This is a genomic window from Roseomonas sp. SRI_022 (genome assembly GCF_057586215.1).
In genome coordinates this window covers 297,583-323,537 of record NZ_JBYCZL010000001.1, presented here as the reverse complement: position 1 = coordinate 323,537, position 25,955 = coordinate 297,583, and the positions used below count along the sequence as shown (strand labels likewise).

At 69.7% G+C, this 25,955-nt stretch carries 21 protein-coding genes; 18 read left to right on the top strand and 3 right to left on the bottom strand.

What is annotated here, in order from left to right:
- Nucleotides 1-23: 23 nt before the first annotated feature.
- From AC2YHJ_RS01520 to AC2YHJ_RS01510, 3 genes are all read left to right on the top strand, one after another.
- Nucleotides 24-950, top strand: coding sequence for a class I SAM-dependent methyltransferase (locus AC2YHJ_RS01520; RefSeq protein ID WP_487393535.1), 927 nt, complete (start codon nt 24-26; stop codon nt 948-950).
- Between the two features lie 152 nt (nt 951-1,102).
- Nucleotides 1,103-2,092, top strand: a complete 990-nt coding sequence (locus AC2YHJ_RS01515) for a GDP-mannose 4,6-dehydratase (RefSeq protein WP_487393534.1) — start codon at nt 1,103-1,105, stop codon at nt 2,090-2,092.
- Nucleotides 2,085-2,840 (top strand): nucleotidyltransferase family protein, encoded by a 756-nt coding sequence (locus AC2YHJ_RS01510; RefSeq protein ID WP_487393533.1) that lies wholly within the window; start codon nt 2,085-2,087, stop codon nt 2,838-2,840. The genes AC2YHJ_RS01515 and AC2YHJ_RS01510 overlap by 8 nt, the downstream gene beginning before the upstream one ends.
- A 45-nt stretch (nt 2,841-2,885) precedes the next feature.
- On the opposite strand, the gene AC2YHJ_RS01505 is transcribed toward AC2YHJ_RS01510, so the two are convergent.
- Entirely contained in the window at nt 2,886-4,121 is a 1,236-nt protein-coding gene (locus AC2YHJ_RS01505; RefSeq protein WP_487393532.1) for a glycosyltransferase, read from the bottom strand.
- A 519-nt stretch (nt 4,122-4,640) separates the two neighbouring features.
- Here AC2YHJ_RS01505 and AC2YHJ_RS01500 point away from each other — a divergent pair.
- The 11 genes from AC2YHJ_RS01500 (at nt 4,641) to AC2YHJ_RS01450 (ending at nt 17,253) form a co-directional block, all read left to right on the top strand.
- Nucleotides 4,641-6,098, top strand: coding sequence for a GumC domain-containing protein (locus AC2YHJ_RS01500; RefSeq protein WP_487393531.1), 1,458 nt, complete (start codon nt 4,641-4,643; stop codon nt 6,096-6,098).
- A 64-nt stretch (nt 6,099-6,162) separates the two neighbouring features.
- The gene (locus tag AC2YHJ_RS01495) at nt 6,163-7,158 is read left to right on the top strand and encodes a glycosyltransferase family 2 protein (protein ID WP_487393530.1); all 996 of its coding nucleotides are present in this window, start codon (nt 6,163-6,165) and stop codon (nt 7,156-7,158) included.
- Entirely contained in the window at nt 7,155-8,471 is a 1,317-nt protein-coding gene (locus tag AC2YHJ_RS01490; RefSeq protein ID WP_487393529.1) for a lipopolysaccharide biosynthesis protein, read from the top strand. The genes AC2YHJ_RS01495 and AC2YHJ_RS01490 overlap by 4 nt, the downstream gene beginning before the upstream one ends.
- Entirely contained in the window at nt 8,450-9,925 is a 1,476-nt protein-coding gene (locus tag AC2YHJ_RS01485; protein WP_487393528.1) for an O-antigen ligase family protein, read from the top strand. The genes AC2YHJ_RS01490 and AC2YHJ_RS01485 overlap by 22 nt, the downstream gene beginning before the upstream one ends.
- The gene (locus AC2YHJ_RS01480) at nt 9,922-10,875 is read left to right on the top strand and encodes a hypothetical protein (RefSeq protein ID WP_487393527.1); all 954 of its coding nucleotides are present in this window, start codon (nt 9,922-9,924) and stop codon (nt 10,873-10,875) included. The genes AC2YHJ_RS01485 and AC2YHJ_RS01480 overlap by 4 nt, the downstream gene beginning before the upstream one ends.
- An 11-nt stretch (nt 10,876-10,886) precedes the next feature.
- A complete protein-coding gene (locus AC2YHJ_RS01475; protein ID WP_487393526.1) occupies nt 10,887-12,047 on the top strand; it encodes a glycosyltransferase in 1,161 nt (386 codons plus the stop codon).
- Complete coding sequence (locus AC2YHJ_RS01470; protein ID WP_487393525.1) at nt 12,037-13,221, top strand: glycosyltransferase family 4 protein; 1,185 nt, start codon at nt 12,037-12,039, stop codon at nt 13,219-13,221. The genes AC2YHJ_RS01475 and AC2YHJ_RS01470 overlap by 11 nt, the downstream gene beginning before the upstream one ends.
- Nucleotides 13,218-14,024 (top strand): glycosyltransferase, encoded by an 807-nt coding sequence (locus AC2YHJ_RS01465; protein ID WP_487393524.1) that lies wholly within the window; start codon nt 13,218-13,220, stop codon nt 14,022-14,024. The genes AC2YHJ_RS01470 and AC2YHJ_RS01465 overlap by 4 nt, the downstream gene beginning before the upstream one ends.
- Nucleotides 14,025-14,100: 76 nt before the next feature.
- Nucleotides 14,101-15,210: a glycoside hydrolase family protein gene (locus AC2YHJ_RS01460; RefSeq protein ID WP_487393523.1), complete on the top strand. Its 1,110-nt coding sequence runs from the start codon at nt 14,101-14,103 to the stop codon at nt 15,208-15,210.
- A gap of 22 nt (nt 15,211-15,232) precedes the next feature.
- On the top strand, nt 15,233-16,243 hold the full coding sequence (locus AC2YHJ_RS01455) for a polysaccharide deacetylase family protein (RefSeq protein ID WP_487393522.1): 1,011 nt from the start codon (nt 15,233-15,235) through the stop codon (nt 16,241-16,243).
- A 152-nt stretch (nt 16,244-16,395) separates the two neighbouring features.
- Nucleotides 16,396-17,253, top strand: coding sequence for a class I SAM-dependent methyltransferase (locus AC2YHJ_RS01450; protein ID WP_487393521.1), 858 nt, complete (start codon nt 16,396-16,398; stop codon nt 17,251-17,253).
- 20 nt (nt 17,254-17,273) lie between these two features.
- Here the strand turns inward: AC2YHJ_RS01450 and AC2YHJ_RS01445 are convergent, their stop codons facing one another.
- The gene (locus tag AC2YHJ_RS01445; protein WP_487393520.1) at nt 17,274-20,732 is read right to left on the bottom strand and encodes a family 43 glycosylhydrolase; all 3,459 of its coding nucleotides are present in this window, start codon (nt 20,730-20,732) and stop codon (nt 17,274-17,276) included.
- Between the two features lie 571 nt (nt 20,733-21,303).
- Between AC2YHJ_RS01445 and AC2YHJ_RS01440 the strand changes: the two genes are divergently transcribed.
- The 4 genes from AC2YHJ_RS01440 to AC2YHJ_RS01425 all read left to right on the top strand — a co-directional run bounded on the left by AC2YHJ_RS01440 (nt 21,304) and on the right by AC2YHJ_RS01425 (nt 25,271).
- Nucleotides 21,304-22,125, top strand: a complete 822-nt coding sequence (locus tag AC2YHJ_RS01440; RefSeq protein ID WP_487393519.1) for a sugar transferase — start codon at nt 21,304-21,306, stop codon at nt 22,123-22,125.
- Entirely contained in the window at nt 22,122-23,375 is a 1,254-nt protein-coding gene (locus AC2YHJ_RS01435) for a polysaccharide biosynthesis/export family protein (RefSeq protein WP_487393518.1), read from the top strand. The genes AC2YHJ_RS01440 and AC2YHJ_RS01435 overlap by 4 nt, the downstream gene beginning before the upstream one ends.
- 159 nt (nt 23,376-23,534) lie before the next feature.
- Complete coding sequence (locus AC2YHJ_RS01430) at nt 23,535-24,236, top strand: sugar phosphate nucleotidyltransferase (protein WP_487393517.1); 702 nt, start codon at nt 23,535-23,537, stop codon at nt 24,234-24,236.
- A gap of 27 nt (nt 24,237-24,263) precedes the next feature.
- Nucleotides 24,264-25,271 carry a GDP-mannose 4,6-dehydratase gene (locus tag AC2YHJ_RS01425; RefSeq protein ID WP_487393516.1) on the top strand — a complete coding sequence of 336 codons (1,008 nt, stop codon included), beginning with the start codon at nt 24,264-24,266 and terminating at the stop codon, nt 25,269-25,271.
- 210 nt (nt 25,272-25,481) lie between these two features.
- On the opposite strand, the gene AC2YHJ_RS01420 is transcribed toward AC2YHJ_RS01425, so the two are convergent.
- Nucleotides 25,482-25,949: a DUF411 domain-containing protein gene (locus tag AC2YHJ_RS01420; RefSeq protein ID WP_487393515.1), complete on the bottom strand. Its 468-nt coding sequence runs from the start codon at nt 25,947-25,949 to the stop codon at nt 25,482-25,484.
- Between the last annotated feature and the right edge of the window lie 6 nt (nt 25,950-25,955).

Genomic DNA, 25,955 nt, shown 5'->3' with positions numbered 1-25,955 from the left:
CACAGTCCCAGCGTCTTCGCACCGTGACCTGGCTTCTTCCGACTTCCGCCCGGACATGGCTACGATACCGGTTCATGGCCGAAATTACCCCCAGCCACGTCGCGGAGCCGCACAGGATGCACGCCAACAGGACGCCCGCCGACGACCATCGGATCGACCGGGAGGCGTCCCACTGGGATGCCGTTGCCGCCGCCGAAAAGGCCGAGCTTGCGGAAGACCTGGCGGTGCTTCCGGATGACCTCCACGACCGCGCCAAGCCCTGGCTGCCCTATCTCGACCTACCGGCGCTGACCTCGCATGTGTTCGGCCGCCTGGACGGGCTGCAGGGGCGGCGGATCCTGGATCTCGGGACCGGGAACGGCTTCCTGGCCGCGGCCCTCGCCCTGCGGGGCGCGGAGGTCGTCGCGGTAGACGTGTCTCCCGCGTCGCTCGAACTGGCACGGGAACGCGCCGCGCGGAGTGGCGTCCTCGACCGCGTCACCTTCAGCCTGGCGAGCGCCGAGGAGACCGGCCTGCCCGACGCGTCCTTCGACGCCGCCTGCGGCCTGTTCGTCCTGCATCACACGCGTCTTGGCGATTCGGCACGCGAGATCGGCCGGGTACTGCGGCCGGGCGCCCCCGCCGCCTTCGTCGAGACCATGGCCTACAACCCGGTGCTCTCGGGCGCGCGAAAGCTCCTGCCCGGCCGCTTCGGGCTCGAAAAAGCCTCGACCGACGACGAGGCGCCGCTCGGTCCCTCCGCCGTCAAGCGGTTCCGCGAGGCCTTTCCGGGCACCGTTGCGGTGGAGATGCCAACTGTCGTGTGCTTCCGCATGGCCTGCTACGTGCCTGCGCTCCGCGGCAGGTATCCGGCAGCGGTGCTCCGTGCCGCCGACCGCGCCCTGGGCTGGATGCCCGGCGGCCGCTGGGCGAGCTACTTCGGTGTCGTCTCCATGCGCCGGAACGCGTGAGAACCTGCCCGGAAACGCCGGCACCACTCCGCCGGCGGCAGCACGAACTGTGATCCCGCTCCATTTACGAGCGCCGAGGGGCGCGTGTTAGCCTGCCGAACGGTTCTGGGCCGCAACGGGCCGGACGCGTAGCGACTGGGAGCAGGGCATCGATGGATTGGACGAACAAGCGGGTCCTGGTGACGGGCGCCGGTGGCTTCATCGGCAGCAACGTGGTGGAGGCCCTGGTCGCGCGCGGCGCCAAGGTGACCTGCTTCATCCGGTACAAGGCGAGCGGGGACGACGGCGCCCTGCAATTCCTGCCCGAGGCAGTGCGCGGGGCGCTGACCATCGTCTCCGGCGACCTGGCCGATCCCGCCACCGCAGCGGCGCTGATCGAGGGGCAGGAGGTCGTCATGCACCTCGCCGCCCTGGTCGGCATCCCTTATTCGTACATCCACCCGATCGAGGTGGTGCGCACCAACACCATGGGCACCGCCTACCTGCTCGAAGCCTGCCGCAAGGTGGGCATCGGGCGCATCGTCTGCTTCTCCACCAGCGAGGTCTACGGCACGGCGCGCTACGCGCCGATCGATGAGGAGCACCCGCTGCAGGCGCAATCCCCTTACGCCGCGAGCAAGATCGGCAGCGACCAGATCGCGCTGTCCTACTTCCGCTCCTTCGGCGTGCCGGTCTCGATCGCGCGTCCCTTCAACACCTTCGGACCGCGGCAATCCTCGCGGGCGGTGATCCCGACCATCATCACCCAGGCGCTCAAGGGTGGTGCCGTGAAGCTCGGCGCCGTCTCGCCGACGCGCGACCTCTGCTATGTCGGCGACACCGCCGAGGGCGTGATCCGCATCTGCGAGGTGCCGCAGGCGATCGGCGAGGTGATCAACATCGGCACGGGCCGGGAGATCTCGATCGGCGCGCTCGCCGAGAAGATCTTCGAGATCCTTGGCCGCAAGCCCGAGATCATCACCGACGAGAAGCGCCTGCGCCCCGAGAAGAGCGAGGTATTCCGCCTGATCGCCGATGGTTCGCGCGCCAAGCGCGTGCTCGGCTGGGAACCGCGCATCAGTCTCGAGGAAGGCCTCTCGCGCACGATCGACTGGATCCGCGCCAACCCCGGCTTTTTCAAGGTGGATGACTACCATGTCTGACCCGGCGCCGGGCATGAAGGCCGTGATCCTTGCCGGTGGGCGCGGCACGCGGCTCGCGCCCTATACGACCGTGCTGCCCAAGCCGCTGGTCCCCGTCGGCGGCGTCCCCATCCTCGAGACCGTGCTGCGGCAGCTCCGCTTCCACGGCTTCGGCGAGGCGGTGCTGGCCGTCGGCTATCTCAGTTCGTTGATCCGCGCCTATTTCGACCAGAATCCGATCTCGCAGCGGATGCGCATCTCCTATCACCAGGAACAGGCGCCGCTCGGCACGGCGGGCCCACTCGCCATGATCGGGGGGCTCGACGACAGCTTCCTCTTCATGAACGGCGACCTGCTGACCACGCTCGACTACGCCGCGATGATGCGATTCCACCGCGAACGCGACGCGGCGCTGACCGTCGCGGTGGTCGAGCGGCGGATGCAGATCGAACTCGGCGTCCTCGGCCTCGATGGCGGCGACCGGATCATCAGCTACACGGAGAAGCCGGTGCACAGCTTCGCGGCGAGCATGGGCATCTACATCTGCTCGCCGCGCGCATTGCGGCATGTCGAGCCGGGCTTGCCGCTCGATGTGCCCTCGCTCGTGCTCCGCCTCCTCGCGGCGGGTGAATCGGTCATGGGCTACCGGTCGGAGTGCTTCTGGCTCGATATGGGAAACCCGACCGACTACGCGCGCGCCTCCGAGGCCTTCGAGGCCAATCGGGCCCAGTTCCTGCGGGACGAGGCCGAGAACGGCGACGCCGGCTGAACGCAGCGGCGCCCATTCATCCGGCGCCAAGGTCGATCCTTCGCGCTACCGCCGCTGGCGACCAGGGACCGCCCGGGCGTCCAGCGCAGCGCGGATGATCTCGGCCTTCTGTCGGGTGCGCGCCTCCCAGGAGTGCGGCTGCACCGCCGCCAGCCGCGTCGAGACCGCCTCCGGCGGCTCGGCCAGCGCGGCCTCGATCGCCGTGGCGAATGCCTCCGGGGTCTCGGCGATGCGGATCACCTCCGCGAGGCGGCGGGCGGCGGGCACCGGCGTGCTCACCACCGGCCGCCCGCCCGCCAGGTATTCATAGGCCTTCAGCGCATCGCCACGGAGCGTGATCTCGTTCAGCGGAAAGGGCATGACGCAGACGTCCATGCCCTTGAGGAAGGCGGGGAAATCCTCGTAGGGCTGCGGGCCGAGCAGGTGGATGTTCGGGCAATCCGCGAAGACCGCAGGGTCGAAGCCGTACCAGACATAGCCGACCAGGGCGATGCTCCACTCCGGATGGCTCCGCGCGACCTGCTTTAGCAATCCGACATCGATCTTCCAGGGATCGACGCCGCCGAGATAACCGATGACCGGCCCGGGCAGCCGCGCAATCGCCTCCGGCACGACGGTCTCTGGCGCCGTCGCGCGGCCGAAGAACTCCAGCGCTGCGGCGCAATTCACGACATGGGTGTTGGCGTTGAAGGCGCGCAACGGCGCGGCCAGTTCCTCGGTCACGGTGATGACGATGTCCGCCGCGCGGCAGCTCTCCTCCTCCAGCGCCAGGACCAGGGCGCGGTGCTCCGCGTCCCGCGCCATCGCGGCGTAGAAATCGAAGGATTCGAAGATGCGCAGCCGCGCCGGGAAATGCCGCAGCAGCGCCCCCGTTTCATAAAGCGGCGACCACAGGATCGGATCGCGGAAGCCCAGCCGCTTCGTCGCCCCGCGCAGCAGTCGCGCAAGGATGATGCCGTTCAGCTTCGACGCCATGCGCCAGCGCGTCAGGCCGGGAACGCCAACCGGAGGCGGGCGGTAGGTCCAGAGGTTCTCTGCCACCTGTTCGGTCGCCGGCCGCTCCACTTCCTTGCGCTGCTGCCAGCGCGCGGTACGGCGCAGCGTGATCCAGGACCCGAAGGGCTCCACGTAGAGGACGCGGTTCTCCCGCGCCAGGCCTCGCGCCGTGTAGGCCGTGACGCTTTGGACCACACCCCATTCGGCGGGGCCGAGGAGGATGATGTCGGCGCCGCGCAGCGCGAGACCCTCGTCGCCTGTCTGCTCCGTCGCCACAGTCTGCATTGCTCGCACGCCTGCCCTCCGCAGCCCTTCCGGCTACCCCTCGCGCGATTAGGCGGATGACGCCGGAAGCGCAACGGTCCTGACCCCGACCCGACCATGGTCCGGCGTGCGGTGTGTCGGGACTCTCCCGCTTCCGTGACACGCCGAGGCCGGGACGGCCAAGGCCCTGGTCCGAATGCTTCCACAATTCCGCAAAGCCTTGTTGTGCGCCGCCACACCATCCGGCAAGAAAGGTGATGGTGGTTCCCGCGCCCTTTCCCGCCGGATGCCCATGGTCGGCCAGCCGGGTTCGCGGCGCGGTCGACGCCACGGAGTGATCCTGGTCAATTGACGGCCAGCGCGGCCCAGTGCCTTTTGTACGCGTCTGCAACGTGACGAGGGGAACGGATGGAAGGCGGTGGCGCGACGCCCATCGGGATACCCCCTAAGACGACGTGGCTGCCGTCCGACCTGTTCGGCGTCCTGGCGCTGGCCCGTCGCTACTGGCTGCTGATGCTCGGTTGCGGCCTGGCCGGCGCGGTGGCGCTGCTGGCCGCGGCGGTCGTCTTCGGCGGCCCGCGCTACGTCGTCAGCGCCAAGATCATGGTCAATCTGGGCCCTGAGATGGTGGGCTCGCCCCTGCTCGCCACCCTGCAGGGCACGCAGGCCGCCCCGGCGATGCTGCGGCCCGAAGATTCCATGACCGGCGTGGAGATCTTCAGCAATCCGCGGCTCATCCGCGAGGTCGTCGACAGCCTGGGCGCGGATTTCTTTGCCGACGACCCGCCCGCCACCTTCTTCCAGCGCGTCAAGCACGCCGTGAAGCAGGTGATTCGCAACGCGCAGGACGCGGTGCGGGAGAGCATGGTCGCGGTTGGCCTGCGCCCGCGCACCACCGAACTCGAACGCCTCACGCTGGCGATCGGCGCCTCGCTGCGCGTCGAGCCGGTGCGCCGCACGGACATCATCGACATCACCCTGGGCTTCCCGGACCCACGCGCGGGCGAATTCATCCTCGGCAGGTTCATCGAGCTGGCCATGTCGGGCCATGTCCGGGCCTACCGCGCGCCGGGCGTCGCGGAATTCCTTCGCGGCGCCCTGGCCGAGCGCCGCGCCGAACTGCGCACCGCCGAAGAACAACTCCTCGCGCTCCGCATGGGCCGGGGCAACCCGGTCTGGTCGATCGCCGAGCAGCGTCCCGTGCTGATCCGCTCCGAAGCGGAACTCCAGCAGCAGCTCCGGCAGGAGCACGCCGCCATCGCGGCGACCGAGGCCGAGATCCAGCAGGCCGAGGCGGCGCAGGCCGGTCTGCCCGGGGACATCGAACTCGGGCGCGTCCGCTCGCGCAACGCCGAGACGGACGCGCTGCGGGCCCGCCTCGTGCAACTTCGGCTCGATCGCGCCGCGCAGGAGGCCCGCTACGGCGAGACCAGCCCGGAGATCAACGACATCCGCCGCCAGACCGACGCGCTCGTGGCCCTGATCGAATCCGAGGAGCCCTTCCGCGTCGACCAGATCACCACGGGCATCAACCAGCTCCGCCAGTCGCTCGAGCGCGATCTCCATGCCAAGCGGATCCTCCTCGAGGGGCAGCGGGGCCGGGCGCGGCAGCTCGACATCGAGATCACCGGCCTGCGCGAGCAGATACGGGACATGGAAACGGTCGCGCTCGAGATCACGCAGCTCGAACAGACCGTCGCGCGGCTCACCCGGGCGATCGACCTCTATCAGACCGGCTATGAGAACGCCCGCGTCGCCGAGACCATGGCGGAGGTGCGCCTCTCCGGCCTGCGCGTGGTCATGCCGCCCACGGCGGAGATCATCCCGTCCTCTCCCTCGGTGCGGCGGACGGCGCTGCTCGGCCTGATCGGCGGGCTGATGCTCGCGCTCGGCCTGATCCTGTTCCGCGAATACCGCGCCGCCACGGCCTCACTGGACAACGGCCCGGATGGACAGGACCCTCGGGAAAGCCCGGCCGGGCGCCGGGAGATCCCATGACGCGCTGCCCTCGGCGGCGGCGCGGCGCCCCGTCGCGCGCGGGGCGCCTGCGGGCGGGCCACCCATGACCGCTGCCCCGCGCATCACTGTCGCCATCCCGAACTACAACACGGCGCAGTGGCTGCCGAGCGCCATCGAGAGCGTGCTCGCCCAGCGGTTCGGCGATTTCGAGCTGCTGGTGCTGGACAACGCCTCGACCGACGACAGCCTGGCAGTGGTCGCGCGCTACGACGACCCGCGCATCGTCTGCCACGTCAACGAGCGCAACATCGGCTTCGCCGGCAACATCCATGCCGGCTGCCGGCTGGCGCGCGGCGACTACGTCATCTTCATGGGCACCGACGACATCCTGTGCCCGGATTTCCTGGCGGAGGCGGTTGCCTTCCTCGATGCCGAGCCCGGCTGTCCCATGGTCCATGGCCGTGCCGCCTGGATCGATATCGAGGGACGGCGGTTCGGCGGCAGCGATCCGTCCTGGGCGCGCATGACGCCCGGCAACGAGGCGATGCTCGGCGCCTTCCGCAACGGCTTCTGCTTCACGACCATGGTGATGCGCAGCGCGGCGATCCGCGCCACCGGCCCGTTCGACGAGCGCTGGCTCGAAGTGATCGACCTCTGGCTGTTCTGCCGCATGTGCCTCGCCGGCAGCATCGGCCATCTCGACCGCGTGCTGGTCGAGTACCGCGTGCATACCAATGCGATGTCGATGCAGATGAGCACCGCCAATGTGATGTTCCGGCGTCAGCTCACCGCGGCGCGCGAAGCCTTCGCCTGGCCGGAGACTGCCGCGATCGGCGCCGCCGGCCATCGTCGGGAGGCCGAGATGCATTGCGCGCGCACCGCCCTGGAGGTGCTGCACCTTACGCGCGCCGGCGGCTATGGCCGCTACTTCGCCAGCCTCGCCGAGATCGTGCGGGAGGTGCCGGCGGTGCTGCTGCGCCCGGCGAGTTGGGCGCGCATCGGCTTCGGACTGCTGCCGCAGCCGGCCATCCGCGCCTTGGCGGGGCTGCGCGGTCGGCGCGCAGTGGCACGCGAGGCCCTGCGTCAGGAAGCCGGATGAGCCGGCGCGCCGCCCGCGACGCGATCCTCGTGATCGGCGGCCGGATCGGCTTCGTCGTCCTGTGGTTCGTCGCGGTGCTGCTGGTCTATCGCGGGCTCGGGTCGGATGCGGCGGGGCTCGCGCAGGCCGGCCTCTTCGCCGTGGCCATCGCCTGCGTGAAGATCGCCTCCGGCTGCATCGTGGATCCCGGCGACCTCGCCGTCATGCGTCGCGCCCCCTCGTTGTTGCGGAGCGATCCCGCGGCGGCCTACCGGCTGCTCCGGGCGGGCTTCCTGCTGCGGCTGGCGGCGACCCTCCTGGTGGTCGCGACGATGCTGGCCCTCGCCGCGGCGCTCGGTCAGGGCGTGGCAGCCGCCGCCGGGGTGGCGTCGCTGATGGGCTACGTGGTGGCCGCGATCCTGGCCGACATGCTGTTCCGCTCGGTGATGGTGGTGCTGCAGGCGCAGGAACGCTTCCTCGCCCTGGTGCTGCTGGAAGGCTTCCTGCAGGTCTCGCGCTTCGTGGCCGTCCTGGTGCTGTGGGCGACCGGCGCGATGACGGTGCAGGGCGTCCTCGCCGCCTATGGCGGCGTCGGCTTCCTCGCCGCCCTGGCCGGTGCGACCCTGCTCCTGCCGCGGCCGCTGTTGGCCTCGACGGGCATCGACCGCTCCGACCTGCGGGACCTCCTCGATTTCCTCAAATGGATGATGCCGGCAATGGTGCTGGCCGCGGTTAATGAGCGGCTCGATATCCTGCTGGTCTATTCCTTCAGCGGGGTGGATGCGGCCGGCCGCTACGGCGCGATGCTGACCCTCGCGCTGATCCCCGACCTCGTGGCGGGCTGCCTGCAATCGGTGATCCAGCCGCGGATCGCGCGCATGCGGTCGGACAACACCTACGTCGCCAGCCTCAGGCTGTTCCTGCGCATCGCGCTGCCCGGCGCGGCGCTCGCCTTCGTCCTGGCGCTGCTTCTCGCCCCCACGGTGATCCCGCTTGTCCTCGGCGCGGGCTACGCACCGGGCGTGCCTGTCTTCCTCTGGCTGCTGGCGGGCACGCTGTTCTGGCTGGCGGTGACGCCGCTGCCGATGACGCTCGTTGCCGTCCACGCGCCCGCGCGCATCGCGATGGTCACGATTGGCCAGTCGCTCACCATCACGCTCGGCGGCCTGGCCCTGCTGCCGCTGTTCGGGCCGATCGGCATGGCCCAGGCGGTCTGCGCCATGCGCATTGGCGTCGCGCTCGCATTGCTGGCGATGGCGCAGCGGATGGCGGTGCCGCATCGGCCGGCACCGCTGCGGGCGGGGGAGGAGCCATGGGCCAGAACCGGCCGCTGATCCCGCTCGCCGTCGGCTGCGGCATGTTCGCCGCCGCAGGCGCCGTCGGGCCGCTGATCGCCGTGGGCGGCATCCTCGCGGTGGCGATGGCCGCGGCCATCTACGTGATGCCGGTCATCGGCCTCGGCCTGATGGTGCTCAGCGGCACCGCCCTGCAGATCCTTGGCAGCGAGCACATCACCGGCCTGCCGATCAGCCTCGGCAAGGCCGCCGGCGCGCTCACCCTCGCGGTCTGGCTTGCGCGCAGCGTCGTCCTGCGCATCCCCATCACCTGGTCGCCGCAGCTCCTGGCGCTGATGGCCTTCCTCTGCGCGGTCTGGGCCTCCAGCCTGATCGCCCCGGACCCGGGCGAGGCCAGGGAGGGCGTGGTCCGCTACATCCAGCTCGCGCTGCTGACCTTCATGATCGCCAACATCGCCGGCGAATCCGAGCGTGCGCTGGACCTCTCGGTCATCGCCCTGACGGCCTGCATGACGCTCTCCTCCATCATCGGCCTGATGGAGTTCCTCCTGCCGGGCCTCGCCCTTGAATCCGATGATCCGAGCCAGGACGGCAGCAACATCGGCGCCGTCGTCGACCGCGACTCCATCGACGGTGTCGAGATCAAGCGCGTCAGCGGCGGCGTCTCGGAGTCGAACTGGTTCTCCTACACGCTGGTCGCGGTCGTGCCCGTCAACCTCTACCTGTTCCACCGCTACGCAGGGACAGCGGCGCGCCTGCTGATCCTCGCCGTTGCGACGCTGCAGAGCATCGGCATCGTCATCTCCTTCACCCGCTCGGCCATCATCGCGCTCGGCGTCACCGTCATCTATCTCCTCATCCGGCGCCGCCTGCCGCTCAAGCCGCTGCTGGTCGCGGGCTTCCTCGGCGCCGCCGGCTTCCTCGCCTGGAATCCGGCAGGGCTGGAGCGTATCTACTCGATCGAGTACGCGCAGAAGGGCAGCACGAACTTCAGGGCCTACCTCCTCATGGGCGCCGCCGCGATGGTGCGCGAACGGCCGCTCACCGGCTGGGGCTACAACCAGTTCGGCCCGAACTTCCACAACTGGCTGCTGACGCGCCCCGACCTGCCGGAGGAGATCGCCGCCTGGGAACGCCAGCTCGAGGAGAGGGTGGCCGCGGGCCTCGAGCGCTACGAATGGATCATGCCGCACAACACGCTGCTCCAGGTGTGGGTCGAGTTCGGCGCGCTCGGCATCCTCACCTTCGGCGCGCTCATCGTCTTCATGCTGCACGACCTCAGGCTGGTCGGCCGCTTCGGCGACCCGCCGCGGCGCCTGCTGGCGGATTGCCTGGTCGGCTCGGCGCTGGGCTTCCTGGTCTGCGCCGCCTTCGGTCACCTGGCGCTCGCCAAGATCGTCTGGATGCTCGCCGGCTATGCCGCGGCGCTGCGCCGCGTGGCGATCGCCCCCTTGGCGGCGGAGGCGGCGCGGCAGCGGGGTGCGACGGCATGACGCGCCTTGGTCGCGTCGCGCGCAGCGCCGCGCTCGTGCTCGGCACGGGCTACGTCCTCTGCTTCTTCTCCGAGACGGTCTTCTGGTCGATGTGGCGGCCGGACGAGGACCCACCCGGCCGCGTCGCCCAGTGGTTCCTCTACAGCCTGCTCGGCTACCTGACGCTGGCGGTGATCCGCTGGTTCCGCGTCCGCGACATCTGGAGCCTGGTGCTTGCCGGCGCCTTCTACGGCTGGGTCGGCGAGGGTGTCTTCGCCATGACGGTCTTCGGCGACCCGAGCATGCCCTTTCCCGTCACGATCGCCTGGACCGCGCTCGCTTGGCATGGCCCGCTCGCGGTCGTCGTCGGCTGGTACGCGCTCGGCCGCGCCCTGCGGGATCCGGGCGTGGGGCCCATCCTCGTGCTCTCGGTCTGCCTCGGCTTGTTCTGGGGTGTCTGGGCCCTGGGCTGGCGCGCGGAAACGCCGCCCGTCGCAGCGGAGCCCTTCGAGTTCCTCGCCCATGCCTTCGTCACCACGGCATTCCTGGCGTTGGCGCACAGGGGCATCGCGGCCGGGCGGCCGGAGGACTACGCGCCCTCCCGCCTGGGCCTCATTCTCGCCGTCGTCGCCGTGCTTGCCTTCTTCGGCGTCTTCACCGTGCCGACGGTGCCGATCGCGCCGCTCGTGCTGCTGCCGCTGCTCGCGCTGCTCGGCCTCGCGCTGCGCCGCGGCCGCGCGGCACGCGCGGATGACAGCCTGCTCGCCGCATTCGCCGCACCGGTCCTGCGCCGCAACCTCGCCCTCCTCCTGCTGATGCCGCTGGTGGCGACAGTCGTCTACGCCTCGGCGCTCGAGGCGCTGCCGCCGATCGCGTCCATCCATCTTCTCCTCGCGGCGACGACGATCCTCGGCGGCACCGCCCTGTTCGCCGTCGCCCTGGCGAAGACCTTCCGGCGCCTCCCCACGTGAGACCCGACGCCATGCAGCTTCGATCCCGCAGCCCCGTGCCCCTGGTGATGGTCAAGGGCGCCTACGACAGCGCCGGCGGGCCGGAGACGGTGCTGCAAATGATCGCCGCCAATCTCGACCGGGAAGGCTTCCCGCCGCTCTTCGCCCTGCTGGCACGGCCGCAGGAGACGCTGCCGCCGGTCCTCGAGGACCTGACGACCCGCCTGCCGACCACGCGCGTGGACTGGGGGGGCCTTCTCCGCTCCCCCCTCACCGCGCGTCGCGTCGCGGCGCTGCTGGCGGAACGGCCGGGCGCGATCCTGCACACCAACGACATGCGTTCGAACCTGCTGGCCTGGATGATCCGGCGCGTCCGGCGCGTGCCCTGGATCGCCCATGTCCATGGCTGGCTGCGGGAGACGCATTCGGGCATCCACAAATACTACGAGGAGATCGACCGCAAGCTGATCCCGGCGGCCGATCTGGTGCTGGTCGGGTCCAGCGCCATGGCCGAGGAGGTGACGCGTGCCGGCGCGAAGCGCGTGGACATCGTCACCAACGGCATCCCGGCCGCCGATCGCACGACCTACCTGGCCGAGGCGGCGGAGATCCGCCGTCGTGTCGCCCCCTCCGGCGGGCTGATCGCCGGCGCACTCGGCCGGCTGCATCCCGGCAAAGGACAGGCCCTGCTCATCGAGGCGCTGGCCGGGCTGCGCGCCCGTGGCCACGACATCACCGGGCTACTCGTGGGCGTCGGCCCGGCCGAGGAGGAGTACCGCGCCCTGGCCGCGCGGCTCGGCATCACGCAGCACATCCATTTCGCCGGGCTGGTCCCCGATATCCGCCCCTGGCTCTGCGCCATGGACATGATGTGCGTGCCCTCGCTCAAGGACAGCCTGCCGCTGACGGTGATGGAGGCGATGAGCGTGTCCTGCCCGGTCGTCGCCTCCCGCGCGGGCGACCTCCCCCTCGCGATCCGGGACGGCGAGAACGGCCTGTTGGTCGAGGTCGGTTCCGCCTCGTCGCTTGAGGCCGCGGTCGAACGCCTCGCCCAGTCGGCCGAGTTGCGCGCGAACCTCGGCGCGGCCGGCCACCAAACGCTGATCGAACGCTTCTCCCCCGCCGCGATGCTGCGCCAGCTCGAAGGCTTCTGCACCACGCTGGCCGAGGAGGAGGCCGCGCGTGGCCGCTGAGCGGAAGCGCATCCTCTTCGTCCATCCGAACAACGAGGTCGGCGGGTCCGACATCGCACTGGTGCGGCTGATCGAGGCCCTGGGCCCCGACCGCTACGACATCGCCACCGTCCTGCCGGCCGAGGGACCCATCACGCCGCTGCTGCGGGCGGCCGGCGCGCGGGTGCACCTGCTGCCGATGATCCAGCTCCGCACCCTGCCCTCGGTCCCCTATCAGGCACGCTACCTGGCGCGGTTGTGGCCAACGGTGCGCGACCTCGCGGCGCTGATCCGCGCGGAGCGCGCCGACCTCGTCCACACCAACTCGCTCTATTGCCTCTATGGCGGCTTCGCCGCCCACGCGGCGCGCTGCCCGCATGTGTGGCATGTCCGCGAGATTCCCTCCGCCCTTCCCGTGCTGCGCTCCGCCCTTGGGCGGCTGGTGCTGCGCCTGTCGCGCATGACGGTCTGCATGTCGCATGCGGTCTCGCAGGCGATGTTCGACAGCAGGGCAGGAGACCGACGCATCCGCCACATCGGCGAGGGGATCGACCTGCGCTTCTGGTCACGCGAGGCGGTGACGCGCTGCATCCGCACCGAGCTCGGCATCGCGCGCGACACGCCGGTGGTGGGCTTCGTCGCGCGGCTTGACCCGTGGAAGGGGCTGGACGTCTTCCTCGAAGCCGCTGCCCGCGTTTCCCGGACCTTCCCCGAGGCCGTCTTCCTCGTCTCCGGCGACGCGCCCGCCGGCATGGAGGCGCATCGCGACCGCATGGTCGCGCGCGCCGCTGCGTTGGGCCTCGGCGATCGCGTGCACTTCCTCGGCTGGCGCTACCGTCTCGGCGACATCGCGGCGCTGATGGCCGCCTTCGACGTCTTCTGCCACACCGCGATCGAGCCCGAGCCCTTCGGCATGGTGATCATGGAGGCGATGGCGATGCGTTGCCCAGTCATCGCCGCGCGCTCCGGCGGTCCGACGGAGATCGTCGAGGACGGCGTCAGCGGCCTGCTCAGCCCACCCCGCGACGCCGAGGCGCTCGCCACGCGGATCACGGGGCTGCTCGCCGATCCCGAACGGCGCCGGCAACTCGGCGATGCCGGGCGCGCCCGTGTCGAGCAGCGCTACGCGCGCGATGTATACGCTGCCGAGGCGCGCGCGCTGTTCGAGGAAGCCCTGGCCGGCCCACTGACATGACCGCGGCACCCGACCTTTCCGTCGTCATCGTCAGCCACGGCCACGAAGCGCTTCTGCCGCCCTGCGTCGCCTCGCTTGCCCCTGCGCTGGAAGGGCTCCGCGCCGAGATCCTCGTCATCGACAACCTCCAGTCGGACGGTGCCGCGGCGGCGCTGGCGGGATCGCCCGCGCGTGTCCTGGGCAATGCCGCACAGGTCGGCTTCGCGGCGAACGTCAATCGCGGCGCGGCGGAGACGACCGGCCGCCACCTGCTCTTCCTCAACCCAGACACCGAGCACCATGCGGGGCAGATCGCCGATGCGCTCGCCTTCCTCGAGGCACGTCCCGATATCGGCCTGCTGGGCTGCACGCTGCTCGACGAGGACGGCTCGCCGCAGCAGAATTTCCGGCGCTTTCCCTCGCCCGCCTTCCCGCTCGCGCGCGGCCTCGGCGCCGATCACTGGCCCTGGCGCCCCGCCTGGTATGAACGCCGCATGATGGTCGGCGCGCGCCAGGAAGCGCCCTTCGCCGTCGACTGGATCTTCGGCGCTTTCCTGCTGATGCGACGCGCCGATTTCGCGCGCGTCGGCGGCATGGATGAGGGCTATCGCCTCTACTACGAGGATGTCGATCTGGCATGGCGGCTGCGGCGCCACGGGCTCGCGACCTGGATGTTCCCCGCGCTGAGCTTCGCGCATGAGCATCAGCGCGCCAGCGCGAAGCGACCCTTCAGCCGTGCCTGGCGCTGGCATGTGCGGAGCGCGCTGCGATATTTCGCGCGGACGACGGGCCGGTCGCCGGACTCACGCAGCGGCGGCCGATGAGGCGCCTGTTCTGCTGTAGACCCCTTGCCGCGGCACCACATGGTAGGATGATCACGGCCAGGAACGGAGGACGCGCATGAGCGGCCAGCATCGCCTTCTTCCGGCATTCGTGGCGGCATTCCTTGCGTTCGGTCCGGCGCCGGGCGCGGAGGCCGCGCCGCAATGCCGCTTCCCCGGTCCCTGGACGCGCACGACGCCGCCTGCCCGCACCGCAGCCGGCGCCGCCTTGAGCCCGCTCGGCATCGCCGCGGACCCGTCCGTGCTGCGCCGCGGGGCGCGCTACGAGATGTGGTTCACCAATGCCGACAGCCGGCAGCGCACCGGCATCGCGCGGGCCGAGAGCGCCGATGGCCGCGTCTGGACGGTCTGGCGCCGTCCGACCAGCCCCGACCCCATCATGGACCTGGTGGTGACGGCACCCGCCGATGCCTGGGACGCGCCGGGGCTCGAAACCGCGAGCGTCCTGGTCGGGCCCGACGGCGTCTACCGCATGTACTACACCGGCAACCGCGTACCGCAGGGCAGCGTCACCTTCGCGATCGGCCTCGCCACCTCACCGGACGGGATCAGCTGGACGCGCCAGGCCGCGCCGGTGCTCGAAGCGGCGAATGACTGGGAGCGTCCGATCTGCACCAATCCCGGCGATCCGCGGAGCTGCACTCGCGGCGGGGTGCTGGAGCCGAGCGTGCTGTATGACGCGACGGCCCGGCTCTACCGCATGTGGTATGTCGGGCTGGGCGAACCCTTTGATTCCTTCCGCACCTACCGCATCGGCCACGCCACCTCTGCGGACGGCGTCACGTGGACACGCCGCGCCGCGCCGGTCATCGCGCTCGGCCCGCGCGGCAGCTGGGACGAGATGTGGACCAGCCATGTCAACGTCGTCGCCGACCCTGGCGGCGGCTACCACATGTTCTATTTCGGCAGCCGCCCGTCCGACTATCGCGACGGCGCGGAGATGCAGCGCGGCGCCATCGGCCATGCCTACAGCAGCGACGGGATTACCTGGGAACGCAATCCGGCGAACCCGATCCTCGCACCGCGCGCCGGCGAAGCCGATGCCTGGACCCTGGGCGGCCCCACGGCGGTCGTCGAAAGCGGGCGCATCCGGCTCTGGTATTTCGGCAACCGCACCGCCGGCCTCGCCTCCGACATCATCCTGGCGGAAGCGCCTTGCGGACCGTGACGCGGGCACGCGGGGGATGCGCGTGCTGAAGGACCTTCTCGTCCGCCTCGGCGTGCCGGCGCTGGCGCGCCCCATCTTCGGGGGGGCAGGTTGCGTGCTGGTGTTCCACCGGGTGCGCCCCCGCGACCCGGAGCTGATGTTCGAGGCCAATCACCGCAACAGCATCCCACCCGAAAACCTGCACGCCGTGCTCGACACGCTGGCGGAGCAGGGGATCGAGGTCATTCATCTCGACGAAGCGCTCGAACGGCTCGCCGCACCGCGGCCCGGTCCCTTTGCCTGCCTGACCTTCGACGACGGCTACCGCGACAATCACGACACGCTGCTGCCGATCCTCGAGGCACGCCGCGTGCCGGCCACGATCTACATCGCACCGGGGCTGATCGATGGCAGCGCGCCGCTCTGGTGGTATGCGCTCGACCAGGCGATCGCCCGCGAAGCGCGGCTGCGCCTGCCGCTGCCGGACGAAACCGACATTCCCTGCGCGGACGGCGATGCCAAGGAACGCGCCTTCGCGCAGACGACGGAATTCATGCTGCGCGCGGCGCCGGAGGCGGCGCGGCGATTGAACGATGCGCTCGCCACGCGCTACGGCACCGACCCGGCCGCGCTCGCGGCACGCCACATGATGACCTGGGACATGGTGCGCACCGTCGCCGCCTCACCCTTCGTCGAGATCGGCGCCCACACCCTCTCGCATCCTCCGCTGGCCACGCTCGGGCCGTCGCAGGTGACGGCCGAGATGCAGGGGAGCCGCGATCGCCTGGAGCGCGAGACCGGACGGACGGTGCGTCACCTCGCCTATCCCTACGGCACGCAGGCGACGACAGGCGCACGCGAGATGCGTCTGGCCGCAGAGCTTGGCTTTCGCACCGCGACCACCACCGCACCCGGCAATGTCTTTCCTCGCCATGCGAGCGCGCGCCACGCCTGGCCGCGTCACGGCATCGGGCCGGCCGATGGCACGGCTGCGCTGCGTCTCAAGCTCGCTGGCGTTTCCAATCCGCTTCGCGCCCTGCGCTCCGGCCGCTGATCCCGGATCACGTCGTTGCGAAGTTGCATGAAACTGTGGACTGCAACCACGTCGTGCAAGCAAGATCCTGAACCAACGAAGGCTTCCAAAGAAGCCGCCGGATCATTGGTAAGAGGACATTCATGGGATACCGAAGGCTGAGCCTTCTTGGTGTGGATGTGCTCGTGCGCGTACCGGACTCGGTCACCCAGTCGGTCCGGGCCGCGTTTGGACGACGGCGCATCCACGATGACCGAGAGGTCATGGTGCAATCGGCCGAGGACGTTCCCGCGCTGGTCCCCGCCGGCACGCCGGAAGGTCGCGAGATCCAGGACCGCATCCGCTCCGTCCCGCTCTGGTATCACACGATCGAACTCGGCCACGGCGTGGCGACACCGGGGGGCTTCGACCATCGGCCTTACCTGAGGCACTACGCGTTGCCCGACCGCCTCGACGGCAAGCGCGTGCTCGACGTCGCCACTTTCGATGGGTTCTGGGCTTTCGAATTCGCACGTCGGGGCGCGACGGAGGTCGTCGCCATCGACGTCGACCGCGTGGGGAGCCTGGATCTTCCCGCTCCGGTCCGCTGCCGGATGAGCCGGGACGATCTCCAGCGCCCGCTCGGTGACGGGTTCCGGTTGTGCCATGAGATCCTCGGCCTCGATGTGCGGCGAGAGGAGCTGAGCGTCTATGACCTCGATCCCGATCGGCTCGGGACGTTCGACTTCGTCTTTGTCAGTGACCTGCTCCTGCACCTGATGAACCCGATGAAGGCGCTGCAGAACATCTGCAATGTCACGTGCGGGACAGCCCTGGTGGTGGAGACCTTCGACCCGCATTTGCCCGGGGAGCTGATGGAATTCCAGGGCGGCCTGGCCGATTGCGTCTGGTGGCGAATGAGCCTCGGCGGGCTTGAGAAGATGGTGCGGGAGGCTGGCTTCTCCTCGGTCGAGTTGGTGGCGAAGTTCCCCATCGGCCAGTACGGGGAGACGCCGTGGCTCTGGCACGCCGCCTTCCGGTGCTCGGCCTGAGGGAGCCAGACCTCCCCCGATCAGATGATCAGGAAATCGGCTGCGGTCAGCAGAGCCTTGTTGTCCAGCACGGCGAACTTGACCGCCGCCACGCCGCCAATTCCGTCGGCATCGTAGGCCAGCTCGCCGGTGCTCGTATTGTAGAGGATGCGGTCATCGGCGTCGGCCGCGCCCGTCACGCCGGCGCCGCTGCGGAAGGCCGCAGCCGAGAGCACGCCCGTCGCTGTGCCGAGGCCGGTGAAGATCGCGTTCTCGAGATGGATCGTGTCGTCCACCGCCGAGAAATCCACGATGTGGTCGAGATTGCTCGCCGCGCCGAGCGCGGCATTGAAGATGAAGCTGTCGCTGCCGGCATTGCCGATGAGCCGGTCATGGCCCGCTCCGCCGGTCAGGTGATCGTTGCCGGCGCCGCCCTGGAGCGTGTCGGCATTGAGCCCGCCCACGAAGGTGTCGTTGCCGCCGCCACCGACGATCATGTCGCGGCCGCCGCCGCCGATGATGACGTTGTTCAGCGTGTTGCCGGTGAGCGCCAGGTCGGCGGACACGCCCGCCGTCACCGAAAGGTTCTCGATATTGGCGCCCAGGGTGAAGTTCACGGAGGTCCGCACCGTGTCGGTGCCGGAGGCCGCTCCCTCGAAGACGATGTCGGCCGTGCTGTCCACGATGTAGAGATCATCGCCCGCGCCGCCCGACAGCGTGTCGCCCCCCGCGCCGCCATTGAGCGTGTCATGACCGGCGCCGCCGGTGAGAATGTTCCCGAGCCCATTGCCGGTCAGCGCGAGGCCGGCCGACACGCCGGTCAGGACGCTGAGATTCTCGACATTCGCGGCGAGGGTCAGCGAGACGGTGGTGACCACGATGTCCGTCCCGGCCCCCACGGCCTCCGTCACCACGTCGGCGGCGCGCTCGACGAGGTAGACGTCGTTGCCGGCCCCGCCCGCCATCGTGTCGGCACCAAGCCCGCCTTCCAGCGTGTCCCCGCCGGCACCGCCGGTCAGTCCATTGCTCAGCCCATTGCCGATGAGCCACAGGCCCGCGGCGACACCCGCCTGCACGGCAAGGTTCTCGACATTGGCGGCGAGTTGGAAGGACGCGGTGGTCAGCACCGTATCGGTCCCGCCGCCGGCGAGCTCGACCACCATGTCCAGCGCGCTGTCGGCGATATAGAGATCATTGCCCGCACCGCCGGTGAGCACATCGGCCGCGGCGCCGCCATCGAGCGTGTCGTTGCCTCCGAGCCCCTCCAGCCAGTTCGTCAGGCCATCGCCGATCAGCCGATCGGATCCGGTCGCCGATCCGATGATCCTCTCGACGGAAATGAAGATGTCGCCGGCCGCGTCCCCGGTGCCGGCGACAGAACCGCCGAGCGACGCGGTGACGGCGCCCGACCGGGAATAGTCCGCCGTATCCGTCCCCGTGCCGCCGTCCATGGTGTCGGCCAGGGCGCCGCCCACCAGGCTGTCATCCCCCTCCCCGCCATAGAGCCCATCCGTCCCGTCGCCGCCGAGCAGGAGATCGTCATCCCCGCCGCCGTCGAGCACGTCGTTGCCCGCACCCCCATCCAGCGTGTCGCGTCCCGCGAAGGCGAGGAGGAGGTCGTTGCCCAGCCCGCCGACCAGCGAGTTGGCCGACAGCCCGTCATCATAGATGCCCGAATGCAGCGTGTCCGCGCCGTCCCCGCCATCCAGCGTGTCGTTGCCGCTGCCGCCATCAAGCAGGTCCAGCCCGGCCCCGCCGAGCAGCATGTCTGCGCCGTCGCCGCCATCGAGCTGATCGTCGCCGGTATTGCCGAGCAGCCTGTCCGCCTCCGCGCCACCGATCAGGGTGTCGGCATCGGCGCCGCCGTCCATCGTGTTGGCGCCCTCGCCGCCATACAGCACGTCCCTGCCGAGGCCACCGGCGACGCTGTCATTGCCGCCGCTCGCCCAGACCACGTCATCGTCATCGCCGGCGTCGATCACATCGGCGTCGTCGCCGGCGTAGATCGTGTCATTGCCGGTGCCGCCGCGCAGCAGGTCGGCATCGGCATCGCCCGCGACGATGTCCGCCCCGCTGCCGCCATCGATCGTGTCCGCGCCATTGCCGCCGACCAGGACATCGTCGCCCGCGCCGCCGAGGATGCTGTCATTGCCCTCGCCCGACCAGACCCGGTCGTCGCCGTCGCCGCCATCGATGGTGTCAGCACCGTCGCCGCCGTCGATCGTGTCGTCGCCGATGCCGCCCAACAGGCGATCGGCGCCGAGGTCGCCGGCAAGCAGGTCCGCGCCGTCGCCGCCATCCATGGTGTTTGCGCCGACGCCGCCATAGAGCGCGTCGTTCCCTGCACGCCCGAGGACGCTGTCATTGCCGTCGCCGGCCCAGACCTCGTCATCGCCGGCACCCGCATCGATGGTGTCGTTGCCACCATCGGTGACGATCAGGTCCGCGCCATCCCCCGCGGTGACGAGGTCTCCGGCCGCACCGCCATAGATGGTGTCATTGAGCTCGGTGCCGAGCCAATGCGGCGGGCCGTCCATCGCCGTGGCGCCCCCGCCCCAGTCGCTCTCGGCATAGGCGATCTTGTGCGCTCCGTCCGGCGTCACCGCCGTGTACCAGAGGCGCAGCACGCCGTTCACCAGCTCGGCATGCGGCGCGATCACGGTGCTGCCCGCCGGCAGTCCGGTGTCGGCGGCGGTAACGATCGGCTGCGGGACGATCTCCCACGACCCGAGCGGATCCGTCGCGACGGCGAGCCCGATGGAACGGTCGCTGCCGTCCAGGCCGGTGAAGAACAGGTAGTACTTGCCGTCTGGCCCGGTGATCAGCGACGGCTCGGCGACGCCGTCGGACATCCAGGCGATCGACGGATCTGCCCGCAGCACGGGCGCGGCGGTCTTCGTCCAGTTGATGCCGTCGGGCGAGGTCGCGGCGAGCAGCGACACGCCCGCCGTACCGCCCGTTCCCGACGTGTCCGTGTAGCAATGCCCGGCGTAGAGCATGAAGTAGTTGCCGCCGAGCGTGATCACCGTCGGGCTGTAGATCGCGTCATTGTCGAACCAGCCCGCGGTCGGCGTCATGACGGCCTGCGTCGAGGCCGGTTCGAAATGGATGCCGTCGGTCGAGACCGCGGCGAAGAGCCGCGCGGGGAACTGGCTGACGGGAAAACCCGTGTCGGCATAGGATGAGTACAGCAGGATGTAGAGGTCGCCGGCCTTGAAGATGCAGGCGCCTTCGACGTTCGCCGCATCGCCCCCGTCGCCCGACAGGACGATCCCGTTCGAGCCATTGCCGCCGAGCTGGGTCCAGGTCACCCCGTCCGCCGAGACCGCGCCCGCGATCACCGGACGCACCACCGAGCCGTCGATCGGGCCGTCGGTGTAGAACATCCTGTAGATCGTGCCGTCGAACAGAATGGTCGGATCCGCAGCGGCGAGATGGCCGCCGAAGCCGGCGGTCTCGATGAACGACCATGGTGTCAACGCGTAGGCGGTCAGGCTCATCCTGGCTGTCCTTGCCTCCTTGTTCGGGGGCCCTGCGGAGTTCGTCGCGAGCCCGCGAGTACATCCATTTCAAACACAACTGTGCATATATTGAGATGAATAAATCCATCCCAATGGTAGAAGCGATCCCATCCGCCGATCGCACGCCACCAGACCGGGCGCCCACCGATTGAGCTGATGAGGACTCTGCAACCCTTAGGCTTATCGTCAGCCACGAAGGTAGGTCTTTGTAGAGTTGTGGACGGGTCGATTCAATCAACGATTGCAGATAACCGAAATGCGACCACTGCAAGGCACTCATGCTACGGCATGAACATGCGTCGACCCGGTCCTGGTGACGATGCGAAATCCTGGCCTTGATACTACCTTGGGGAGAGTATTAGCGCCGTCACTTCTACCATTGCGTCGCTTGGTGACGGCCGAAGGGGGCGCGTCGCGCAACATGTCCGATTTGTAATCTAATGCTAGGCCGCGCCCGATCGTCGGGGCTGTAATCCATTTCACAGACGGCGCAAAATCGGCGGCTTAGGGTCACCGCGGCACCTATTGTGGTCACCGAACAGGCGGAGCCATGCGCAACCCATCCCAACGCACGCAGAAGGGGCATTACGTGGGACCGACGATCCCTCGAGCGAAGCGCGGTTTCGATGTCGTGGTGGGCTCCGCCATGTTCATCCTGCTGCTACCGCTCCTGGTGGTCCTCGCGACCGCGATCGCGCTGCTGGAAGGGCGGCCCATCCTCTACGTCTCGCGCAGGCGCCTCGACCGGGGCCCCGCCCAGCCGATCTACAAGTTCCGGACCATGCGGCGGGACGCCGACCGGATCGCCAACCGCGACACGGTCCCCGTCGAGAAGACCCGGTTCCTGAACCTGTCCATCAGCTCGCCCCTCTACACGCCGATCGGGCGCTTCATCGAGCGCCTCATGCTCACCGAGATGCCGCAGCTCGTGCACGTGCTGCAGGGCCGCATGAGCGTCGTCGGCAACCGGCCGCTGCCGGACAACGTCGTCGCGGCGCTGCGGGATGAATTCAGCTGCGTCGAGGACCGCTTCCTGACGCTTGGCGGCCTTACCGGCCCGGTGCAACTGATAGGCCGCGACTTCATCAGCGACGCCGATCGCCTGGCGATCGAGATCGCCTACTGCGAGCGGGTCCTGCACAACTACTCGCCGATGCTCGACTTCAAGATCCTGGCCTTGACCGTGTTTGCGGGCTTCACGCCAAGCGCGAGGCTGACGGCCGAACAGGTGCTCGACCTCGTCAGGAGCTACGGGGTGCGCCCGGTCCGGCGCCGCGGCGTGCAGCGGCACGGCGTGCCGGCGCTGCCCTCGGGCAAGATCGATCCCGACGCCGAGAGCCAGGTGGTCAAGGACGGATCCACCAATCGATGACGCATCGCAGGCGCCACCGGCTGAAGGGAGCGTTCCTCGGGCTGGCCCTTGCCTGTGTCGCGGCAGCCGCGCCGGTTGCGGCCGACGAACCCTTCCTCGTCGGGCCCGGGGACCGGATCTCCGTCACGGTGCATCGGCGACCCGACCTGTCCGGGGAGTTCCGCGTATTGCCCGGCGGCACGGCCGCGCTGCCCTTCATCGGCAACATTCCCGTTGCCGGCCGCACCGTGGAGGAGGTCCGCGAGGCCGTCGTGCAGCGCCTTCGGGAGGATGCCTCTCTTCTCGACCCGCGCGTCTCCGTCGAATTCTCCGAGCTCCAGCCGATCCTGGTCGCGGGCACGGTCCGCCGCCCGGGGCAATATCCGTTCCAGCTTGGCATGACGGTTGGCCATGCGGTCGCGGTGGCTGGCGGCATGCGTCGCGTCGAGGCGGACGAGATCGGCGGCCGTATCGAGATCACCCGCCTGCGGGAACAGCTCCGCCAGGGCCAGGACAGCCTCGGTGCCATGCTGGTCGCGCGGGCCCGTTGGCAGGCCGAGGCCAGTGGCGCCGAGGATCTCCAGGCGCCGGCCGAAGCCGCGCGCCTGCTGTCGCCGGACCGGCTGCGGCAGACGCTTGAATCCGAGCGCGAGATCCTGCGCCGGCGCGGCACTGCCTTCACCAGCCTCATGGCCATGCTGACGACCCAGGCCGCAGCCTTCAACGACGAGATCCAGGCACTGCGGGAGCAGAATGAGTCGAAGGACCGGGAAGCCGACCTGCTGAACCAGGAGAGGGAGTACGTCGCGGGGCTGATGCGCCAGGGCCTGACCGCACGCGATGCGCGCGTCGTCCAGCTCGCACGCTCCGTCGTCCAGGTGGAGGGCGAGCGGCGTCAGATCATGGCCTTCATCGCGCGTGCCCGCCAGGAGATCGCACGCATCGAGCAGACGCGGGTCAATGCCGGCACCCAGCGCCAGCTCGAGATCGCGACCGGCCTCAAGGACGCGGACGACACCATCGCGCGGCTGCGCGTGACGACCGAAGAGGCCCGGGCCGGCCTGACGGTGCTTCGCGAGGCGCTGCCCGCGGAAAGCGCCCCACTCGGACCTCCTGGAGCCTCCTCCTACGTCATACTCAGGGTCCGCTCCTCCCCGCCGCGACGGCTGCAGGCGAGCGCCGAGACGCCGCTCGTGCCCGGCGACCTCGTGGAGGTCGGCTCGGATGAACCGGCGCCGGCCAGGCGCGCCGCTGCCGACACGCCGGGCTGACCGGCGCGCATGCTATCCAGGGACGGTCCGCACTTCTTCGGCGCATCGCGACGCCGCGCGGTGGCATCCTGTGCTGCCGCGCGCCCGAGGCCCGGTGCCTGCTGGAACGTGCCCCGGCGCAGGGGAATACGTGTCGGAAGCTGAGTGGAGGATTCTGCGATGAAGGTGGTGATCCTGGCGGGCGGCTCCGGCACCCGTGCCTACCCGTTCACCGAGTACCTGCCGAAGCCGATGATGCCGGTCGGCGGCAAGCCGATCCTGCTGCGCGTGATGAATCTCTATGCACGCCAGGGCATCACCGAATTCGTCATCTCAGTGGGACACCGCAAGGAAGTGATCCTCGACTACTTCGACGGCCGTGACTTCGGCTGGAAGATCGACATCGTGGATACCGGCGCCAACACCGACACCGGCGGCCGCATCTGGGGCTGCCGGCACCTGCTCGGCGACACCTTCATGGCGACCTACGGCGATGGACTGTCCGACGTGGTCTTTGCCGACCTGCTCGCCTTCCACCGTCGCGCAGGTCGGCTTGCCACCATCACCTCCGTTCCGCTGCGCTCCCAATACGGCACGATCGAGGCGGATCCCGAAGGGGTCATCACCGATTTCCGCGAGAAGCCCGTGCTGCGCGAGCACTGGATCAACGCCGGCTTCTTCGTCATGGACAAGCGCATCTTCACCCATTGGAAGGGCGAGAACCTGGAACGCGAGGTCTTCCCGGCGCTGGTGCCCGGCCGCCACCTCGCCGTCTTCAAGCATGACGGCTTCTTCAAGACCATGGACACTCACAAGGACCAGCTGGAGATCGAGGCGATGTTCGCCGAGGGCAGCCTGCCCTGGCTCCGCAACGTCGCCTGACCGACCACCGACGGGAACAGCATCACCATGACCGGACCTGCCGATTTCTGGGCGGACAAGCGCGTTTTCGTCACCGGGGCCTCGGGCTTCCTCGGCAGTTGGATGGTGCAGGAGCTGAACCGGCGCGGCGCCATCACCATCGGCTACGTCCGCGATGCCGGCTGGCACCTGACACGCCGCGACGAGCCGGCCACCGAGCCGCGCTTCATCGTCACCGGCGCGCTGGAGGATTACGAGACGGTGCTCCGCGCCATCAACGAGTACGAGGCGGACACCGTGCTCCATCTCGGTGCCCAGCCCATCGTCGGCACCGCCAACCGCAACCCGCGCTCGACCTTCGAGGCGAACATCCGCGGCAGTTGGAACGTGCTCGAGGCCTGCCGCGAGTTGCGCGGCCAGGTGAAGCGCATCGTCGTCGCCTCCTCGGACAAGGCCTACGGCACCGCGCCCAGCCTGCCCTATGACGAGACCATGCCGCTCAACGGCCGGCACCCCTACGACGCATCGAAATCCTGCACCGACATCATCGCGCAGACCTACCACCACACCTACGGCCTGCCGCTGTGCATCACGCGCGCCGGCAATTTCTTCGGGGGCCGCGACCTCAACTTCAACCGCATCGTGCCCGGCGTGGCGCGCTGGGCGATCCGCGGCGAAAGGCCGATCCTGCGCTCGGACGGCTCGATGATCCGCGACTACATCTACGTGCAGGACGTGGTGCTCGCCTACCTCGCCGTCGCCGAACGGATGGACGCGGATCCCGCGCTGCACGGGCAGGCCTTCAACTTCTCGACCGAGCAGCCGCTCTCGGTCGTCGCCCTGGTGCGGCACATCCTCGCCGCGGTGGGACGCGAGGATCTGGAACCCGTCATCCTTGGCCAGGCGACGAACGAGATCCCGGAACAGCATCTGTCGGCCGCCAAGGCGCGCGCCATGCTCGGCTGGTCACCGGCCTACACGCTGGATGCGGCGCTCAAGGAAACCGTCGGCTGGTATCGCGACTGGCTGGCGCGGGAATCGCCGGGCGCGATGTGAACAGGAGCGGGATCCAGCGAAGCTCGCCGTGACTCGATGCCGCCATCGGCGGGCGCCGCGTGGTGCCATGCGGCGCGTTCGTGATCCACGCCCGCGACGGCACGCCGGCGAGGCTCGGCTTCGCACCGCTGGCGGTGCGGCGTCGCCTCCACATTGGAGCCGAACCGCCCCCCCTGGCGCCAGCCTCGCTCGCAAGTCCGGGCGACGGGCTCAGGCCGGCGCGCCACCCCGGAAGCGCATATAGGTGACGTGCCGGCCGGCCGCGTCGAAGGTGACGACGTCATAAACCTCGTCCGGTTGGCCCGGGACCTCCATGCCGGGCGAGCCGGTCGGCATGCCCGGCACGGCGAGGCCGCGGATGCCGGCAGGGCGCTCGCCCAGCGCGCGGCGCACTGCCGCGGCCGGCACATGCCCTTCCAGCACCAGGCCCGCCACCCTGGCCGCGTGGCAGGACAGGAGGTCCGCCGGCGTGCCGAGCATCTGGCGCACCGGGCCGAGCGCCGGCAGGACGGTTTCCCGCACCGTGAAGCCGGCGGCACGCATATGCGCGGTCCAGCCGCCGCAGCAGCCGCAATTCGGATCGCGCCACACCTCGAGCAGCGGGCCCGTCTGCGCCACCGCGGGTGCCGCGGCCAGCACGCCGAGGCCGACCAGCATCCGGCGCCTGTGGATCGTCATCATCGT